Annotated in this window: 19 protein-coding genes and 1 other RNA gene; 12 read left to right on the forward strand and 8 right to left on the reverse strand. The window is 63.6% G+C overall.

The window, feature by feature from the left end:
• Positions 1-138: 138 nt before the first annotated feature.
• Positions 139-453 (reverse strand): DUF1476 domain-containing protein, encoded by a 315-nt coding sequence (locus EU803_RS05255; protein ID WP_129680517.1) that lies wholly within the window; start codon positions 451-453, stop codon positions 139-141.
• 148 nt (positions 454-601) lie between these two features.
• On the opposite strand from EU803_RS05255, the gene purC reads away from it, so the two are divergent.
• The 12 genes from purC (at position 602) to EU803_RS05315 (ending at position 14,457) form a co-directional block, all read left to right on the forward strand.
• Positions 602-1,363 (forward strand): phosphoribosylaminoimidazolesuccinocarboxamide synthase, encoded by a 762-nt coding sequence (gene purC / locus EU803_RS05260; protein WP_129680519.1) that lies wholly within the window; start codon positions 602-604, stop codon positions 1,361-1,363.
• 35 nt (positions 1,364-1,398) lie between these two features.
• Positions 1,399-1,629, forward strand: coding sequence for a phosphoribosylformylglycinamidine synthase subunit PurS (purS, locus tag EU803_RS05265; RefSeq protein WP_129680520.1), 231 nt, complete (start codon positions 1,399-1,401; stop codon positions 1,627-1,629).
• A gap of 71 nt (positions 1,630-1,700) precedes the next feature.
• Positions 1,701-2,744: a zinc-dependent alcohol dehydrogenase family protein gene (locus EU803_RS05270; protein ID WP_129680522.1), complete on the forward strand. Its 1,044-nt coding sequence runs from the start codon at positions 1,701-1,703 to the stop codon at positions 2,742-2,744.
• A gap of 279 nt (positions 2,745-3,023) precedes the next feature.
• Positions 3,024-3,692 (forward strand): phosphoribosylformylglycinamidine synthase subunit PurQ, encoded by a 669-nt coding sequence (gene purQ, locus EU803_RS05275; protein ID WP_129680524.1) that lies wholly within the window; start codon positions 3,024-3,026, stop codon positions 3,690-3,692.
• Between the two features lie 45 nt (positions 3,693-3,737).
• Complete coding sequence (locus EU803_RS05280; RefSeq protein ID WP_129680526.1) at positions 3,738-5,495, forward strand: ATP-binding protein; 1,758 nt, start codon at positions 3,738-3,740, stop codon at positions 5,493-5,495.
• A gap of 21 nt (positions 5,496-5,516) precedes the next feature.
• A complete protein-coding gene (locus tag EU803_RS05285; protein WP_129680528.1) occupies positions 5,517-6,851 on the forward strand; it encodes a sigma-54 dependent transcriptional regulator in 1,335 nt (444 codons plus the stop codon).
• A 2-nt stretch (positions 6,852-6,853) separates the two neighbouring features.
• Positions 6,854-7,177: a hypothetical protein gene (locus EU803_RS05290; protein ID WP_129680530.1), complete on the forward strand. Its 324-nt coding sequence runs from the start codon at positions 6,854-6,856 to the stop codon at positions 7,175-7,177.
• A 434-nt stretch (positions 7,178-7,611) separates the two neighbouring features.
• Positions 7,612-10,374: a ribonuclease E/G gene (locus EU803_RS05295; RefSeq protein ID WP_129680532.1), complete on the forward strand. Its 2,763-nt coding sequence runs from the start codon at positions 7,612-7,614 to the stop codon at positions 10,372-10,374.
• 142 nt (positions 10,375-10,516) lie between these two features.
• Positions 10,517-11,269, forward strand: a complete 753-nt coding sequence (locus EU803_RS05300) for a cytochrome c biogenesis protein CcdA (RefSeq protein WP_129680534.1) — start codon at positions 10,517-10,519, stop codon at positions 11,267-11,269.
• Between the two features lie 75 nt (positions 11,270-11,344).
• Positions 11,345-12,622, forward strand: coding sequence for a hypothetical protein (locus tag EU803_RS05305; RefSeq protein ID WP_129680536.1), 1,278 nt, complete (start codon positions 11,345-11,347; stop codon positions 12,620-12,622).
• Positions 12,623-12,675: 53 nt separating this feature from the next.
• Positions 12,676-13,989, forward strand: a complete 1,314-nt coding sequence (locus EU803_RS05310; RefSeq protein ID WP_129681568.1) for a cytochrome P450 — start codon at positions 12,676-12,678, stop codon at positions 13,987-13,989.
• Between the two features lie 273 nt (positions 13,990-14,262).
• Positions 14,263-14,457, forward strand: a complete 195-nt coding sequence (locus EU803_RS05315) for a hypothetical protein (RefSeq protein WP_129680538.1) — start codon at positions 14,263-14,265, stop codon at positions 14,455-14,457.
• 17 nt (positions 14,458-14,474) lie between these two features.
• On the opposite strand, the gene EU803_RS05320 is transcribed toward EU803_RS05315, so the two are convergent.
• The 7 genes from EU803_RS05320 to ssrA all read right to left on the reverse strand — a co-directional run bounded on the left by EU803_RS05320 (position 14,475) and on the right by ssrA (position 18,834).
• Positions 14,475-14,708 (reverse strand): ribbon-helix-helix domain-containing protein, encoded by a 234-nt coding sequence (locus tag EU803_RS05320; protein ID WP_129680540.1) that lies wholly within the window; start codon positions 14,706-14,708, stop codon positions 14,475-14,477.
• Positions 14,705-14,884, reverse strand: coding sequence for a DUF4169 family protein (locus EU803_RS05325; RefSeq protein WP_129680542.1), 180 nt, complete (start codon positions 14,882-14,884; stop codon positions 14,705-14,707). Before EU803_RS05325 ends, EU803_RS05320 begins: the two co-directional genes overlap by 4 nt.
• Before the next feature lie 164 nt (positions 14,885-15,048).
• Entirely contained in the window at positions 15,049-16,443 is a 1,395-nt protein-coding gene (gene fumC / locus EU803_RS05330) for a class II fumarate hydratase (protein ID WP_129680553.1), read from the reverse strand.
• Positions 16,444-16,522: 79 nt separating this feature from the next.
• On the reverse strand, positions 16,523-17,011 hold the full coding sequence (locus tag EU803_RS05335; RefSeq protein ID WP_242494288.1) for a ClpXP protease specificity-enhancing factor SspB: 489 nt from the start codon (positions 17,009-17,011) through the stop codon (positions 16,523-16,525).
• A gap of 87 nt (positions 17,012-17,098) precedes the next feature.
• On the reverse strand, positions 17,099-17,749 hold the full coding sequence (locus tag EU803_RS05340; protein ID WP_129680555.1) for a DUF1194 domain-containing protein: 651 nt from the start codon (positions 17,747-17,749) through the stop codon (positions 17,099-17,101).
• 21 nt (positions 17,750-17,770) lie between these two features.
• Positions 17,771-18,406 (reverse strand): sulfotransferase family protein, encoded by a 636-nt coding sequence (locus EU803_RS05345; protein ID WP_129680557.1) that lies wholly within the window; start codon positions 18,404-18,406, stop codon positions 17,771-17,773.
• 76 nt (positions 18,407-18,482) lie between these two features.
• Positions 18,483-18,834: a transfer-messenger RNA gene (ssrA, locus tag EU803_RS05350) on the reverse strand.
• Between the last annotated feature and the right edge of the window lie 45 nt (positions 18,835-18,879).

Raw genomic sequence — 18,879 nt, forward strand, 5'->3', positions numbered from 1 at the left:
CTCCGGTCAGGGCCGGCAAGCCCGGCATTGCCACAACCGTCTATCGGGCGTGGCGTGAACAGGGCGTTAAATATCGAATTTTACACAAGGAAATGGCGCCCGAAACCGGACGCCATCCTTGTCTTTTGGGAACGTGGCCTAGTGCTCTTCCATCAGCTGGGCCTTGGCGATCGGCAGCAGTTCCGCCAGCTTGGCGCGGATCTCGTCCGGGCTGGACAGATCGCCAAGATCGCCCGCGACCTTGCGGACCACGTCTTCGTGCCCGGCTTCCTCGAAATCGGAAACAACGACTTCCTTGGCATAGGCGGCGGCATCATCGCCGGTCTTGCCCAGTTTTTCGGCTGCCCAAAGGCCCAGAAGCTTGTTGCAGCGGGCTTCGGCCTTGAACTGCATCTCGGCGTCATGGGCGAATTTGTTCTCGAAGGCGTTCTCGCGTTCGTCAAAGGTGGTCATCGGCCTTGGTCCTTGCGCTTGCGTCTGTGTCAGGACTGATATGCCCGCGGATGCGCTTGCCCGCAAGAGGGGCTTGGCTTATGAGGCCGCATACCGCGCCTGAACGCGACTCTGCCCGAGGGTCCGATTGCGCGGACAAGAGGTGACCATGGCCCGGCGCAAGAAGATTTACGAAGGCAAAGCCAAGATCCTGTATGAAGGCCCGGAACCGGGCACGATCGTGCAATATTTCAAGGATGACGCAACTGCCTTCAACGCCGAGAAAAAGGCAGTGATCGAAGGCAAGGGCGTGCTGAACAACCGCCTGTCCGAGTTTTTCATGACCGGGCTGCAGTCGATCGGGGTGCCGACCCACTTCATCAAGCGGCTGAACATGCGCGAACAGCTGGTCCGGCAGGTCGAGATCATCCCGCTGGAAGTGATCGTGCGCAATTTTGCCGCAGGGTCGATGGCCAAGCGGCTGGGCATGGAAGAAGGCACGCCGCTGCCGCGCCCGATTGTCGAGTTCTCCTACAAGAACGATGCACTGGGCGATCCGCTGGTCCCCGAGGAATATATCATCGCCTTCGGCTGGGCCGCGCAGCAGGATCTGGACGATATCGTCGCGATCGCCCTGCGGGTGAACGATTTCATGTCGGGCGTGATGCATGGGGTCGGGATCAAGCTGATCGACTTCAAGATCGAGATCGGCCGGATCTGGGACAATGATTTCATGCGCCTCGTGGTGGCCGATGAAATCAGCCCCGACAGCTGCCGCCTGTGGGACATCGAGACCGGCCAGAAGCTGGACAAGGACGTGTTCCGCCGTGATCTTGGCAACCTTGCCGATGCCTATACCGAAGTGGCCCGCCGCCTTGGGGTTCTGCCGTCCAACGTGACGCATACCCACAAGCCGACGCTGGTCAACTGACCGCACCAACACACGACCCGAGGGGGAACTGACCGATGAAAGCCCGTGTTCATGTCATGCTGAAGAACGGTGTCCTTGACCCGCAGGGCGAGGCCGTGCGCCACGCGCTTGGCTCGCTCGGGTTCGACGGGGTTGGCGGTGTCCGTCAGGGCAAGATCATCGAACTGGATCTTGCCGATGGCACGACCGAGGACACCGTGAAAGAGATGTGTGAAAAGCTGCTCGCCAACACGGTGATCGAAAGCTACCAGATCGAAATGGCCTAAGGCCTGTCGCCGGGGCTTGCCCCGGCGCCCGCCGCCCGCCACTCTGCCGCTGACCAAAGCGGAGAGGAATGATGCGCGCGGCCCTGTTGACCACCTACAATTCCCCGCTCGAGATAACATCCGTCGCGGACCCGGGCTGTGCGCCGGACGGTGTCGTGCTGCGGGTCATGGCCTGCGGGGTCTGCCGGTCCGACTGGCACGCCTGGACCGGGGCGGACCCGGATGTGGTGTTGCCACACATCCCCGGGCACGAGTTTTGTGGCGAGGTGGTCGAGATCGGCCCGCAGGTGAGCCGCTGGCGGGTCGGGGACCGGGTGATCGCCCCCTTCATCCTTGCCTGCGGTTCGTGTCCCGCCTGCGCGGCGGGGCAGCAGACAACCTGCCCAACACAGGTCGTGCCGGGTTTTACCCAGAATGGCGCCTTTGCCGAGATGATCTCGGTCCCGCATGCCGACCACAACCTGACCGCCCTGCCTGACGGGATGGACCCCGGCCTTGCCGCCGCGCTGGGCTGCCGGGCCACGACCGCATGGCATGCGCTGACCGGGCGGGCGGCGCTGGCGGGCGGCGAATGGCTTGCCGTGTTTGGGGGCGGCGGGGTCGGGACCTGTGCGCTGATCCTCGGCCGGGCGCTGGGCGCGCGGGTGGTCGTCGTTGATGTGGTCGAGGAAAAGCTGCAATTTGCCAAAGGGTTGGGGGCCGATGCTGTGGTGAACGCCGCACGGGTCGACGCGGCCGAGGCGGTGCGGGACATCACCGGCGGCGGTGCCCATGTGGCGATCGAGGCGCTGGGCATTCCGGCGACCACGATCCCCGCCCTGAAATCCCTGCGCAAACTGGGGCGGATGGTGCAGGTGGGGATGCCGGCGGGCGATCATGCGACGATGCCGATCCCGATGGACACGGTCTATTCAGGGCAATTAGCGATCTTCGGCACACGCGGAATGCCCGCCCATCGCTACCCGTCGCTTCTGTCGTTGATCGAGGCCGGACAGGCGGACCTGTCGCCGCTGGTGACGCGGCGGATCGGCCTGTCGGGGGTGAACGCGGAACTGGAGGCCTTCAATCACCCCGCACCGCCCGGCGTGGCCGTAATCACCGACTTCCAGTCCTGACACGGGCGGGGTGGGTTGAAACGCACCTTACCCGGGGGCGCTTCGCCCCCCACCAGATCGCTCATGGCCCCCCAGAGGATATTTTTGACCCAAAGAAGAAGGGACGTTGAGTCCAGTCCCCTTCTTTGGGTTGCAAATATCCCGGGGTGAATGGCCCGAACGGGCCAGAGGGGCAGCGCCCCTCATGTAAGGTGGGTTTTAACCCACCGCCCCTTTGCCTTTGCAGCAAAAGCGGCTAAACGCTCGCCCAACGACTCGTGCTTCCCGAAAGGACCCGCCATGAAAGCCGCCGTCCTCGTTTTCCCCGGATCGAACTGCGACCGCGACATGAAGGTCGCGCTGGAACAGGCGGGGGCCGATGTGACCATGGTCTGGCACAAGGATGCCGAGCTTCCCAAGGGGTTGGACCTTGTGGCGGTTCCGGGTGGGTTTTCCTTCGGCGACTACCTGCGCTGCGGGGCCATCGCGGCCCAGTCGCCGGTGTGCAAGGGGCTGGTCGAACATGCCAACCGTGGCGGATATGTTCTGGGCGTCTGCAACGGGTTTCAGGTCCTCACCGAAACCGGGCTTCTTCCGGGTGCGCTGATGCGCAACGCGGGGCTGAAGTTCATCAGCCGCGTGGTGCCTTTGCGGGTGACCACCTCTGCCTCGGCCTTCACCGAAGGGTATAATGCGGGCGACGTGATCAATATTCCGGTCGCCCACCACGACGGGAATTACTACGCCGACGCCGACACCCTTGCCCGGCTTCAAGGCGAAGATCGGATTGCCTTCACCTATGAAACCCCGATCAACGGGGCAGTCGCCGATATCGCCGGGATCCTGTCGGACAACCGGCGCGTGCTGGGGATGATGCCGCACCCGGAACGCGCGGTGGACGAGGGCCACGGCGGCACCGACGGGCAGGCGCTTTTCCGCGGATTGATCGGGCAGCTTGCCTCTGCCTGACGGCCCTGTCTTGTGACGGGCGGGGCAGGCGCCTAGGATCGTTACATGGCACGCGCATCGCAGGCACGTTTGGACCGCACCCGCCGGACCGTCTGGGGTCTCCGGCTGGCGATGATCGCCTTTGTCGCGATTGCGGTCGCCGTGATTTACGTCACCAACCAGCTTCTGACCGAACGGTTTACTGAGACCACCCGCAACCGGGCCGAGGTTCGGATGACCCTTTACGCGGGCAACCTGCTGAGCGAGTTGCAGCGCAATTCCATCGTGCCACAGCTTCTGGCGCGCGATCCCGAGTTGATCAACGCGCTGCGGTCGGCGGAATATTCGCGCTCGACCCAGCGGCTTTTGTCCTTTGTGGACGAGATCGGAGCGGCATCCCTTATGCTGCTGGACCGGGACGGGCGCACCGTGGCCGCGACCGACCGTAACCGGCTGGGTGAAAACCACCGGGCCGATGCCTATTACGTCAATGCGCTGCGGACCAATACGACCGTCTTTACCGTCAGCCCCCGTGACAGCGGTGGCTATTCCTTCGTCTATTCCCGCCGGATCGATGACGCGGGCACCGGGCTGGGCGTCATCACGGTCGAGGCTGACTTGGCCAAGCTGGAACGCAGCTGGGCCAATATTTCCGACGCGGTGCTGGTGACCGACAGTGCGGGCCTGATCATCCTGTCCACCGAACCCCGCTGGCGCGGGCTCGAGGAGGCGGCGGCGCTGGACCGTCAGTCCGCGCCCTCGGCCATCGAACGGGCGGTCCGCGCCACGCAGGACTGGGCGGCGATCCCGATTGATGCCTACCTGTTGGGTGAGGCCGTATTGCGCCGCGAGGCCCGCATCCCGTTTCAGGGCTGGAAGATGGTTACCTACACCACCTACGCCAGCGTCCGTGAACGGGTGAACGGCATTCTGGCGCTTGAAATCATGGGATTCGCGATTCTTCTGGCGCTGGTCTTCTGGGTCTCGTCGCGCAAGGCCGCGTCGCGCCTGATCTTCTTCCAGCGTGAGTCGGCGGAGCTTCGCCAGTTGAACATCCGGCTGCAGCGGGAAATTGCCGAACGCGAAAAGGTCGAAAAGACCCTTGAAGTGGCGGAACAGACGCTGGCGCAAAGTTCCAAGCTGGCGGTGCTGGGCGAGATGTCGGCGGCGGTCAGCCACGAGTTGAACCAGCCCCTGGCGGCGATGAAGACCTATCTTGCCGGGGCCCGCCTGCTGCTTCAGCGCAAGCGCCCGGACGAGGCGCTGTCGTCCTTCCAGCGGATTGACGATCTGATCGACCGGATGGGGGCGATTACCCGGCAGCTGAAATCCTATGCCCGCAAGGGCGCGGATGCCTTTGAACCTGTGGATACACGGGATGCGCTGTCGTCCGCACTGGCGATGATGGAACCGCAGTTGAAGGTTCGAAAGGTGGAAATCACCCGCACGCTGCCCACCGAACCGGCGATGATCCTTGGTGACCGGTTGCGGCTGGAACAGGTTATCGTGAACCTGCTGCGCAACGCGCTTGACGCCACCAAGGCGGCGGACGACCCCCATATCGACATCCTTTTGGCGGTGGGAGAGACCGTGCGGCTGACCATCCGCGACAACGGCCCCGGCATCGACGATCTCGATGCGCTGTTCGAACCCTTCTACACCACAAAGCAGCCGGGCGAGGGGGTCGGGCTGGGGCTTGCCATTTCCTCTGGCATCGTCAACGACCTTGGCGGACGGCTGACCGCACGCAATGCAACGGCCGGGGGGGCTGTATTTGAACTGCAGCTTCCTATCTTGAAGGCAGGGGCCGAAGCGGCCGAATAGAACGAAGAAAGGGACCGCGCCATGAGCAAGGCCATGAAGATCGCCATCGTCGACGACGAACGGGATATGCGCCAGTCCATCAGCCAGTGGCTGGCCCTCTCGGGGTTCGATACCGAAACCTACGCCAGCGCCGAAGACGCGCTGAAGGGGTTGGGCCCGGATTATCCGGGGATCGTGGTCAGCGATATCAAGATGCCGGGCATGGATGGGATGCAGTTCCTGAAAAAGCTCAAGGGCGTCGACAGTGCGCTGCCGGTGATCATGATCACCGGCCATGGCGACGTGCCCATGGCGGTCGAGGCGATGCGCATCGGCGCTTTCGATTTCCTTGAAAAGCCGTTCAACCCCGACCGGATGACCGAACTGGCCAAGAAGGCCAGCAATGCCCGCCGCCTGACGTTGGACAACCGTGCGCTGCGCAAGGAACTGTCGGACGGGTCGGCCCTGATGAAAAAGCTGATCGGCACCAGCCCGGTGATGGAGCGGTTGAAGGAAGACATCCTCGACCTTGGGCAGGCGGATGGCCATGTGCTGATCGAAGGGGAAACCGGCACGGGCAAGACCCTCGTGGCCCATGCGCTGCACGCGGTTGGCGCGCGGGCGTCGAAGAAATTCGTCCTGATCTCCTGTTCCGCCTATGACGAGGACAGCCTTGGCCGCCGCCTGTTTGGTCCCGCGAACGAGGATGAACCGATCCCGGCCGTGGAAGAGGCGCGCGGCGGCACCCTGGTTCTGGAGGATATCGAGGCGCTGTCGACCAGCCTTCAGGCCCGGCTTTTGACGGCGATCAACGATCAGGGCACCCCGGCCGAAACCCGGATCGTCGCCATTTGCAACCTTCAGGACGAAGGCAAGACCTGCGAAAGCGTGCTGCGCCCGGATCTGTTCTACCGGCTGGCCGCGCTGCGGATCACCGTGCCGCCCCTGCGCCAGCGGGGCGAAGATATCCTGACCCTGTTCACAAAGCTGGGCGAACAGTTTTCCGAGGAGTACGGCTGTGACGCGCCGCAGGTCAGCGCACAGGAAGCCGCGCAGCTGTTGCAGGCCCCCTGGCCCGGAAACGTGCGCCAGCTGATCAACGTGGCGGAACGCGCGGTGCTGCAGAACCGGCGCGGCACCGGGACCATCGCATCGCTGCTCATGGCTGATTCCGATGACAGCCAGAAGCCCGCGATCACCACCGAAGGCAAGCCGCTAAAAGAATTCGTCGAAGCGTTTGAACGGATGCTGATCGACAACACGATGCGCCGCCACAAGGGGTCGATCGTGGCGGTGATGGATGAATTGTGCCTGCCGCGTCGGACCCTGAACGAAAAGATGGCCAAATACGGCCTGCAGCGGTCCGACTACCTGTAGCCATGTTTGGCGGGCTGTTCCGGCGCGGCAAGGCCGGGCAACTGGCGGATGCAGCCCATCTGCGGGCGCTGTTCGATGCGCTGGCGGCCTTGGCGCCTGCGCCGCGGAAATGGCAGGCCGAGGCGGTGCGGGGCGACGACGGTGTGTTCTGCGTTCGCTTCGACGGAGAGGATGAACCACTGGACCCGGAAACCTGCGCGGTTCTGTCCCGCCACCTGACCGAGATCCGCGAGGCGCAGCGCAGCCCGTCAGGGCAGGCGTTTTCGCGGGTGGTGATGCGATCCAAAGGGCGGGATTTGTCGTTCGAACGCCACGACTGGACCTGAGGCGCCCAAAGATTGCCCATTGTCAATTGCCGGGTTCCTCCCCTATGAAGAGGATACGGACGTTCGCGCGACGCTGTGCGATGCCGCCCGGAGTGATTGCCTGCTTGTCGGGTGTTCGCGGGCCATGACCCGGCGGACCTTGATCAGCGGAAAGGATTTGGCCCCAAAAGGCCAGAAGGACGCCCTGGAGTGCGCGAGGATTGATCGGACGCGCCCGGGCCAGTGAAATGGTCCCTTCGTCGTTTTCGGCAGGGATCGGAGAAGAAACGCGATGCACCGCGCAGGTGATACAGGCAGGATGCAGGCGGCCCTCAGTGGCGCGTCCCCTGTTGTGTTGTCTTACTGCGCAAACCCGCTCGCCCTAATCAGACATGCCGCAAGATCTTCCGCGCCCCCCGGGGCGCGCGCTGGTTTGCGCCATGCAATTGGACAACATGGCAAAGAAAATGCTGATCGATGCCACGCACGCGGAAGAAACCCGCGTTGTCGTGGTGGACGGAAACAAGGTCGAAGAATTTGATTTCGAAAGCCAGTCGCGCAGGCAGCTGGCCGGTAACATCTACCTTGCAAAGGTAACACGGGTCGAACCGTCGCTTCAGGCGGCGTTCGTGGACTACGGTGGCAACCGCCACGGGTTCCTTGCCTTCGCGGAAATTCATCCCGACTACTACCAGATCCCTGTGGCCGACCGCGAGGCGCTTCTGGCCGAGGAACGCGCCTATGCCGAAAGCCTGAAGGCCGAGGAAGAGGGCGAAGAGGAAAAGAAGGCCAAGAAGGTCAGCCGGTCCCGTCGCGGGCGCGGCCGGTCCAAGGCCAAGGCCGCCGATGCGACCAATGGCGACGCAATCGCCACCGCCGAGGTCGATCTGCCCGAGGAAGCGCCGGAAGAGGTGATTTCCGGCGATATCAAGGGGATGGAAGTCCTTGATCTGGGCGAGGACGAGTCCGAAGCCGGTGAGATGGTCGTCGAAGAGGGCAGCAGCCCGATGGAGACCGTCGCCGAGACCCCCGTTGAAACCCCCGCCGCAGGCGAGGAGGAGGACGAGGACGCCGACGCCGACGATGACGCCGTGGTTCAGTCGGTCGACAAGGACGACACCATTGAAAGCGTCGCCGAGGAAGACGACAGCGAAGAGGTGCGCCCGGTCCGCAAGCCGCGCCCCCGCAAGTACAAGATCCAGGAAGTGATCAAGGTCCGGCAGATCATGCTAGTTCAGGTCGTCAAGGAAGAGCGCGGCAACAAGGGCGCAGCCCTGACCACCTATCTGTCGCTGGCTGGCCGCTACTGCGTGCTGATGCCGAACACCGCCCGTGGCGGCGGCATTTCGCGCAAGATCACCAATGCCGCCGACCGCAAGAAGCTCAAGGAAATCGCGGCCGAGATCGACGTGCCCGATGGCGCCGGCCTGATCATCCGCACGGCGGGTGCCCAGCGGACAAAGGCCGAGATCAAGCGCGACTATGAATATCTTCAGCGGATGTGGGAACAGATCCGCGAACTGACGCTCAAGTCCATCGCACCTGCGAAGATCTACGAGGAGGGCGACCTGATCAAACGCACGATCCGCGATCTCTATTCGAAAGAAATCGACGAAGTGATCGTCGCGGGCGAGGCGGGCTATCGCTCGGCCAAGGACTTCATGAAGATGATCATGCCGTCCCACGCCAAGAACGTGAAGTTCTACAGCGAACAGCTGCCGCTGTTCGCCCGCTATCAGGTCGAAGGCTACCTTGGCGGGATGTTCAACCCGACGGTTCAATTGCCTTCCGGCGGCTACATCGTGATCGGCATCACCGAGGCGCTGGTTGCCATCGACGTGAACTCTGGCAAGGCGACCAAGGAAGGGTCGATCGAACAGACCGCGCTCAAGACCAACCTTGAAGCGGCCGAGGAAGTGGCCCGCCAGCTGCGTCTGCGCGACCTCGCCGGGCTGATCGTCATCGACTTCATCGACATGGACGAGCGCAAGAACAACGCCGCCGTCGAGAAGCGCCTGAAAGACAAGCTCAAGACTGACCGCGCCCGTATTCAGCTGGGCCGCATTTCGGGCTTTGGCCTGTTGGAAATGTCGCGCCAGCGTCTGCGCCCCGGCATGCTCGAGGCGACGACCCAGCCGTGCCCGCATTGCCATGGCACCGGCCTGTTGCGGTCGGATGACAACGTGGCCCTGGGGATCCTGCGTCAGCTGGAAGAAGAAGGCGTGCGTGGCCGGTCCCGCGAGGTTCTGGTCAAGGCCCCGGTGGGCATCGCCAACTTCCTGATGAACCAGAAGCGCGAACATATCGCCGAGATCGAAGCCCGCTATGGCATGGCCGTCCGGATCGAGGCCGATCCCTTCATGGTGTCGCCCGACTACGCGCTTGAAAAGTTCAAGACCGCGACCCGCATCGTGCCCGAAGCCGCGCCGGTCGTCACCGGCGCCGCGGCCCTGATGGAAGAGGTCGAGGATGCGCTGGCTGCCGAGGAGGCCGAAGAGGCGCAGGACGCGCCCGAGGTGACCGAGGCCGCCGAGGCGGAAGATGACAAGCCCAAGAAGAAGCGCCGTCGCCGTCGTCGCCGCCGGGGTGGCGCGAAGGACGGGGCCGAAGGGCAGGACGGGCAGGCCGAGGGCGACGAGTCCGACGCAGAGGACGTTGCGGCGGACGACGCCACGACCGAGGCTGCGCAGGACGCGGAAGCTGATGCGCCTGCCGCCGCTGAGGAAGAGCCAAAGCCCAAGAAGCGGACCCGCAGCCGCAAGAAGAAGGTTGAAGACACCCCGGCCGAGGCCGAAGCCGTGACCGAGGCCCCCGCCGAGGCGGCAGCACCCGCAGCCGTGGCCGATGAGGCCCCGAAAAAGCGGACCCGCAGCCGTAAGAAGAAGGTCGAGGAAGCCCCGGCCGAACCGGCGGTAGCGGAAGTGGACGCCGCCCCGGCAGAAACCCCGGCCGAGGCTGAGGAAAAGCCGAAGAAACGGACCCGCAGCCGCAAGAAGGCCGAACCCGCGCCCGAACCGGTGCAGGTAGCGGAACCGGAAGCCGAGACGCAAGCCGAGGCAGAACCTGTGGCGGAACCGGTGGTCGAACCCGCCGCCGAGCCGGCCCCCGCAGCCCCGGCCGAACCCGAGCCTGAACTGGCAGAGGCGATGGCCGAAGAGGCCCCCGCCGATAAGTCAGACAAGCCGAAACGGCGCGGCTGGTGGTCGATGAGCCGCTGATCGCGGACCAAGGACAGGAAACGCCGCCCCGACCGGGCGGCGTTTTTTCTTTCAAGCCGTCGCTTTCTTGTGACCCGATGCGACCAACTGACCCGTGACCTCTGCCCAACCATCGCCTATGTGAGGGAAAACAGGAGCTGCTATGCTGGACGCCGCGACATTCATGGATGCCTCACTTCTGCCCGCGCTGGTCATTGCGCTGGCAGCCGGAGTATTGTCCTTCCTGTCGCCCTGCGTGTTGCCCATCGTGCCGCCCTACCTGGCCTATATGGGCGGGGTATCGGTGCGGGATATGGACGACGGCGGCGGACGTGGGCGCGTGTTCCTTGCGGCGGTGTTCTTTGTCCTTGGGCTGTCGACGGTGTTCCTGCTTCTGGGGTTCGCCTTTTCCAGCATCGGGCGGATGTATCTGTCGGCGCAGGACTGGTTCTACTATGGTGCCGCGATCCTGATCATGGTCTTCGGGGCACATTTCATCGGTGTCTTCCGTATCCCCTTCCTTATGCGCGAGGCGCGGGTGGACGCGGGCGACCGGGGCGGTTCGGCGCTGGGGGCCTATCTTCTGGGTCTGGCCTTTGCCTTTGGTTGGACCCCCTGCCTTGGTCCGATCCTTGGCGCGATCCTTGGGCTTGCCACCTCCGAAGGGGACGTGGCGCGCGGCACCACGCTGCTGGCGGCCTATGCGTTCGGGCTGGGTATTCCTTTCCTTCTCGTCGCGGCCTTCTTCCCGCGGTTGAAGGGGGCGATGGCCTGGATGAAACGGCATATGGACCGGATCGAGCGGGTGTCGGGCCTGTTGCTGTGGACCGTTGGGCTGATGATGCTGACGGGTCAGTTTTCCACCTTCTCCTACTGGCTTCTGGAAACCTTCCCGGGGCTTGCCGCGCTCGGCTAGGCCCACCCGAAATGCCGTCTTAATCCTGCCGGGTTCTTGGGCTATCCTGCTGCCAAAGGCAGCCAGGGCAGACACATGGCAGAGCAGGCAAGACGGCAGGTGCGGCGGCGCAGGGTATTCTATATTCCGGGCTACGATCCCATTCATCCGCGCCGCTACCGCGAGCTTTACCGCAAGGAAAGCGCGGCGCAGGCCGAGATCTCGGGCTATGACATCGGCATTTCCCCCAAGCAGGGCGATGGCGCCTATGGCTGGGAGGTTGAGGCCCGGATTGACGATACACCAGTCGAGGCCTCGGTCGAGGTCTTGGTCTGGTCCGACATCGTGCGCGGGTCGATGTCCAACACGATCCCGGCCACCTACCTGCAACTTGTCCGCACGGCCTGGACCTATATCGCCAGCGGCACGCTCCGGCGGCTGATGTGGATGCGCAAAGGGCCGGTGATCGCCGCGCTTTACCCGGTCGGGATGCTGATCTTGCAACTGCTGATCGCCGTGGTGCTGGGCTTCATCGCCGGGCGGATCGTGGGCGCGGTCCTGGGGTTTGTCCCGATCTGGGGCGAGGGGGGCTTTTGGCGCGCGCTGCGCGTGTTTCTGGACACGGCGGGGTTCTGGGTGCCCTTTCTTGTGGTCGTCCCGCTTGTCCTGCGCTGGTTCAAGGCCCGCGATGGCAAGCTGTTCGCCTATTACCTGATGCACGACTACGCCTATTCCGCCCGCTGGAAGGGGGAAAACCCGCCCGAGTTGGAAGCGCGGATGGCCGAGTTTGGCGACCAGATCGCCGATGCGCTGCATGACCCGTCCGTGGACGAGGTTCTGGTGGTCGGCCATTCGTCCGGTGCCCATCTGGGGGTGTCGATCCTGGCCGACCTGATCCGGGCCGGCCGGGTGCCTGCCACGGGCCCGGCGCTTGGGTTCCTCAGCCTTGGGCAGGTGGTGCCGATGGTGTCCTTCCTGCCACGGGCATGGCGGCTGCGGGCGGACCTGATGTTCCTGTCGCAACGGCGCGAACTGGCGTGGATCGATGTGACCGCGCCGGGGGATGGTTGCGCCTTTGCGCTCTGTGATCCGGTGGCGGTGTCAGGGGTGGCCCCGCGCGGGCAGAAATGGCCCCTGGTCCTGTCGGCGGCCTTTACCCAGACCCTCAGCCCGGAACGGTGGAAAGAGCTGCGCTGGCGGTTCTTCCGGCTGCATTTCCAATATCTTTGCGCCTTCGACCGGCCCGGCGACTATGACTATTTCCAGATCACCGCCGGGCCGGTCACATTGGCCGACCGGTACGACGGTCGCGCCCCGTCCCAAAGCCGGATCGACGTGGCGGCATCGAAATACACCACGGTGGTCGCCCCGTGACCCTTCCGCCAAAGCCCCCGTCGCGGCCCGACCGGGTGTCGCTTTGGCGCTATATGCGGCTGTTTCGGCAGGACATCCTGTCGGCCCAGCCGGCCAAGCTTTACCGCGCGTGGATGGCAGAGTTTCGAACGCCGTTCTTTCGCAGCTACATGGTCAATGACCCGGCGCTGCTGAAACGGGTGCTGAATGAACGGCCCGACGATTTCCCGAAGTCGGACCGGGTTGGCGCGGGGCTGCGCCCGCTTCTGGGCAATTCGGTCTTCCTGACCAATGGCGCAGTCTGGAAGCGGCAGCGGCGGATCATCGACCCGGCCTTCGAAGGCGGGCGGCTGCGCGATACCTTCCCGGCCATGTGGGCGGCCGGAGAGGCGGCGAACGCGCGGCTTGCTGACAAGGCGGGGGGCGCCCCGGTCGAGATCGAGGAAGAGACCAGCCACGCCGCCGCCGATGTGATTTTCCGGACCCTATTTTCGATCCCGATTGACCATGACATTGCGGCGCGGGTGTTTCGTGAATTTCGCGCCTATCAGCGCGAACAGCCAATCCTGAACCTGCGGGCCTTTATCGCGGGCCCCCGCTGGATGCCCCGGTTCTTCAGCCGTGAAACCCGGCGCACGGCCCGTGTCATCCGGGGGCTGATCGGTGAATTGACCGAGGCGCGCCTGCGCGAGATCGAGGCCGGGACCGCCCCGGATGATCTGGCCACCAAGATCATGACCACCACGGACCCGCAAACCGGTGACCGGTTCGATGTGGCCGAAATGATCGATCAGGTGGCGATCTTCTTTCTGGCCGGGCACGAGACATCCGCCTCGGCCCTTGCCTGGACGCTGTATCTTCTGGCCACGCACCCCGACTGGCAAGATCGCGTCGCGGCAGAGGCGCAGGGTCTGACGCCCGAGTTCTCAGCCGTGTCCCGCCTGCGGGTGGCGCGCGATGTGTTCCGCGAGGCGCTGCGCCTGTATCCTCCGGTGCCGATGATGGTGCGCGAAACCACCTGCCCAGAGGAGTTCCGGGGCAGGGCGGTCAAACCCGGATCGCAGGTTGTCTTGTCGCCCTGGCATCTGCACCGGCACGAACGGATGTGGGACAACCCCGATGGGTTCGACCCGGCGCGCTGGGGCACCGAGAACGGCAAGACCTGTATGCGCGACGCCTATATGCCGTTTTCCACGGGGCCAAGGGTTTGTACCGGGGCGGGTTTTGCGATGGTCGAAGGGCCGCTTTTGCTGGCGATGATCCTGCGGGAGTTCCGGGTCACCACGGTCGAAGGGCGCGTCCCGGTCCCGGTCGCGCATCTGACTGTCCGGGCGGCTGATGGCATCTGGCTGCGGCTGGACCGACGCGGGGCCGAATCTGGGCGGTGATTCGACCGCTAGTTTCCTGATCCACGACGATCCTTTGGGTCCGGGAAGAACTGTTTCCAACCATCCAACGGCAAAACGGGGAAAGATTGGCGGGATCGGTCATCTTTTGCCGTCATTTCTTGGGCGGAAGTCGGTAAATGTAAAGTAAATCAATATGTTAAGGAAATACTAACGCGACCGGTGCGCATCGCACCTGAAATTAGGCGGTTTCATGGCCGCATTTTGGGCTAATGTTGGGGCGTGGGGGCCGTACCAGTAAGTGGGGACCGGCCAATGGCAGTTCAGTTTTTCGAGCTTATCAAGGCAAGCGCGGCGTCGCTGACCGACCGTTTTATGCTGTCTGACAAATCGGATGACGCGGATCTGGGGCCGCGCCCGGTTGTGCGGGATGTCGAACGGGAAAACGCCAAGGGACGCAAGGAGTTGGATAGCCTTCGTTCCGCGCTTTATCCGCAGGAAGCAGCCTGAGTGATCGTTCGGCGCGGTTAGGACCGCGCCGACCTATACCTGTTCAGAACCCAGACCCGTATGGCAGAGGCGAGGCCGACATCGCCCCGGGTCGCGTCGATTTCAGCGGCAAGTTCGTTGATCGCCTTGCCCTCTTCGTCGGCGGCCAGCCGGAAGGCAGCCCAGAATTCCGCTTCAAGTGATACGGATGTGCGATGCCCGCGCAGGGTCAGTGAATGTTTCACCGGGCGGCCTGCGGGCGGGGTGGTCATTCGTCTTCGAACTTCAACTGGTCCAGCCGCGCGCGCGCCTTTTCCTCAAGCGCGGCTTCAAGCAGTCTTTGGGCCTTGGTGCGCCCGTGCTTGACCGCATTCGCATCGGCCTGCGCCTTTTCTTCGGCCTTGGACACCTGCTTGCGGAACCGGTTCAGATTGACGATCTCGGACATGGGGGGACCACCTTGTTGCGGGAAGATCAGGGAACATCGAAACCGCGCCACATTCAAGAGGCATTCTTCGTGCTTTGAATGAGGTTTGGGTCAAATCCTTATGAAATAAAACAAAAAAAACCCGCGCCGGTTGGCGCGAGTCTGTGATGTGATTTTGTCTGTTGTCAGCCTTTCGGGCCGATCATCTGTTCGGGGCGCACGACCCGGTCAAAGGTCTCTTCATCCACGAACCCCAGCTTGACAGCCTCTTCCCGAAGGGTGGTGCCGTTCTTATGCGCGGTCTTGGCGACGGTCGTTGCGTTGTCATAGCCGATGGTCGGCGCCAGCGCGGTCACCAGCATCAGCGATTCCTTCATCAGCTTCTCGATCCGCTCTTCATTGGCGCGGGTGCCCATCAGCATCCGTTCGGTGAAACTGTCCGCTGCGTCGCCCAGAAGCTGCATGGATTGCAGCAGGTTATAGGCCATCATCGGGTTATAGACGTTCAGCTCAAAGTGCCCCTGCGACCCGGCAAAGGAAATCGCCGCGTCATTGCCAAGGATATGGGTGCAGACCTGGGTCATCGCCTCGGCCTGGGTCGGGTTGACCTTGCCGGGCATGATCGACGATCCGGGTTCGTTTTCCGGCAGGATCAGCTCTCCAAGGCCGGAGCGGGGGCCAGAGCCAAGGAAGCGCATGTCGTTGGCGATCTTGTAGGCGGCCATGGCCACGGTCTTGATCGCGCCGGACATGAACACCATGGCGTCATGGGCGGCCAGCGCCTCGAACTTATTGGGGGCGGTGACGAAGGGCAGGCCGGTGATCTCGGCCATGTTGGCGGCGACGGTGGTGTCCCAGCCCTTGTCGGTGTTCAGCCCGGTGCCGACGGCGGTGCCACCCTGCGCCAGTTCGTAGATGCCGGGAAGGGCCAGCTTGATCCGCTCGATCCCGTTGCGGATCTGCTTGGCATAGCCGGAAAATTCCTGCCCGAGCGTCAGGGGTGTCGCATCCTGCGTGTGGGTGCGCCCGATCTTGATGATGTCCTTGAATTCCTCGGCCTTGGCTTCCAGCCCGGCGGCGAATTTCTCAAGCCCCGGCAGCAGTACGTCGCGCGCTGTCATGGCGGCGGCGATATGCATCGCGGTGGGGAAGGTGTCGTTCGACGACTGACCCATGTTCACATGGTCGTTCGGGTGCACCGGATCCTTGGACCCGATCACGCCGCCCAGAAGTTCGATCGCCCGGTTCGAGATCACCTCGTTGGCGTTCATGTTCGACTGGGTGCCGGAGCCGGTCTGCCAGACCACCAGCGGGAAATGATCGTCCAGCTTGCCGTCGATGACTTCGCCCGCGGCTTCAATCATCGCGTCGGCCAGCTGCGCGTCCAGCTTGCCGCTGGCCTTGTTGGCCATTGCGCAGGCTTTCTTGATCACGCCAAGGGCGCGGACGACCGCGACGGGCTGTTTTTCCCAGCCGATGGGAAAGTTCATCAGGCTGCGCTGGGTCTGGGCGCCCCAATAGCGGTCTACAGGGACTTCCAGCGGGCCAAAGCTGTCGGATTCGGTACGGGTCTGGGACATGTCATGATCCTTTGGTATGCCGTTGCATGCCGTTTAGCGCTGCGCGGCCCACCGGGCAACGGGCGAAATGCCGCAAAGGTTATTTCCGGAACTTGTCGAGGCTGACAACCTCGGCCTCGCCGCGCTTGGGCGCGGCATCGGGTTCCACCATCTCATCCATCGGGGCTTCGTCGTCCTCGTCCTCGATGTCATCCTCGTCCTCTTCGTCCGAGGAGTCCTGGCTTTCAAAGCGCAGGCCAAATTCGACCGACGGATCGACGAAGGTCTTGATCGCGTCAAAGGGAACATAAAGCGGTTCCGGCTGATTGCCGAAATTAAGCGTGATGGCAAAGCCGTCGTCCGTCACCTCCAGCTTGTCGAACCAGTGCTGGATGACGATGGTCATGTCCCCCGGATACCGGTCAGACAGCCAATCGGCCAGTTCCACATCGGGATGGAGCGTGTCGAAGGTGATGAAGAAATGATGGTTGCCCGGCAGGCCCTCGCGCTGCACCCGTTCGAGGACTTCCTGGATCAGGCCGCGCATGGCCCGATGCATGAGTGATCCGTAGTCGATGGAGTGTCGCACGCATTGGCCCCCTGTTGGTCGCTTGGGTGCAGCATACGGGATTCGGAACCGGATGAAAGGGGGCGTCTTCGGCCCAGGCCGGACGCATCAGCCGAAAATCCGGCTGACCTCTCGCAGGATCTTGGTGCGGATCGCTTCCGGGTAGTCGCGATAGCCACGCGCGGTGATCACAAAGCCGTCGCGGGTGATGATTGCCCGCTGAAAAAACCCGGTGATGGCAAGGCCCATGGACTCGATCGCGATCCCGTTGATGGTGATTCCGCGCCGTTCCGCCTCGGTCCGGAGGCGGCGCACGTCGGCCCCCGCGTTTGCCGTGCCGTCGCCCGACACGTCGATGATGTGGCGGCGGCAATCCCGAACCGCGTCGAATTGCGAGATGGAGAAGGTGATTGCTTCGGCTGGGGCGGTGTCGGACATCACAAAGGCCCGCGGCATGATCCGGGCACGGTTGGAAAACAGCTCGACCTCGGTCGGGCTGGACATCCGTTCCCACGGGATGGTCAGCTCCTGCCGGTCGACGCCGGACCATTGCACGACCGCCAGCGCCACCTGTCCCTGTACCAGCGCGTCGATGATTTCCGGGTCGCGCAGCGCATCGGCCAACCCGTCGGTCTGAAGCCGGTATTCCGCCACGTCGATGGAGTTCGACACGTCGATGGCCAGCAGAAGCGCGGTTTCGCACGCACGGACCGGCCCGAAGGGCAGGGCAAGGGCAAGCAGTGCGGCGCGCAGTAGCATTTTCGATCCTCACATCTTGGATCAGCCGGGGGACGGCCCGTCCCAGTGGTCGCGGTAGGAGGCCGCGTCATTCGCGTGGGGGAAGGGGGCATCGGGAACGGGCACGTCCAGAAAGGCGCAGAGCGGGCCCCAGCCTTCAGCCACCTGATAGACCAGCAGCCGGTCGGCTGGCACCGTATCGATGACGTTTTGGGTATGTTGCCGGAAGCGGGCGATCATGTGGTCGCGGTCCGGCCCGCGCCCGCCGAAATAGGCCTCGCCGACCAGCCGGTCCGACAGGTCCAGAACGGCCCGGTGGTGTGGGTTGGTCAGCGTCTCGCGTTTGTTCATCAATTCCAGAACCGAGGCCAGTACGCTGTCGTACCATTTCTCGGGGTCGCGGATGGTCAGGATCACGCGGGCGTCGGGATACTGCACGATCAGGTCCCGCCAATAGGCCGCGCCGGGAAAATCCACCTGCGACCGGAACCCGTCAAACAGGCGGTCCCAGTCCCGATGCTTTCCGTCCGCAAACTCTTGCCACGCGGGCAGCAGGGCGGGCGTGTCGCGGATGGCGTGCATATGGTGGCAGGGACCAAAGCCCAGCACCTCCAGCGCGCTGCGCAGCGACTCCGTTCCGGTGCGGCCGTATCCGGCGCCGATGATGTCCAGTGCCATGCAATCCCCATCCTGATGTCCTGACTATGCAGGGGATGCGGTTTTGGATCAACGCTGGCCTTTAGTATGTTGGGAAAGTGGAGGTTTCTGTTGCCAGGTACCTCCGAACCCCGCCTTAGGCTGCAAAGCCCAAGGACTTAATTTTCGATCTTTCGGACTGCTTAGGCAGCCAGAGCGATCGGAGCACGATTGTCGTTGGCAATTGTACTTTTCGCACCGATAACGGTGGTAGCTCACCGGGACAAAGCCACGTCTTTACACGTTCGTCGATCCTATTTCGGCCCCATCTGCCCCCAACGAGGGATGTTTGGTGGAGCCGCCGGGTACCGCCCCCGGGTCCGATCCGCTTATTTCACGCACGTTTATGCCCATAGTCCCCCGAAGGAGACAGGTTAGATATAGGGGGCGTGGGGGTGTTTGAAAAGGGGGCGATTGAAAGCGCCCCGACTGTGCAAGAGCGTAAGCACTAGCAT

Origin of the sequence: Loktanella sp. IMCC34160 (genome assembly GCF_004145845.1) — a bacterium.
Taxonomy (GTDB): Bacteria; Pseudomonadota; Alphaproteobacteria; order Rhodobacterales; family Rhodobacteraceae; genus SELP01.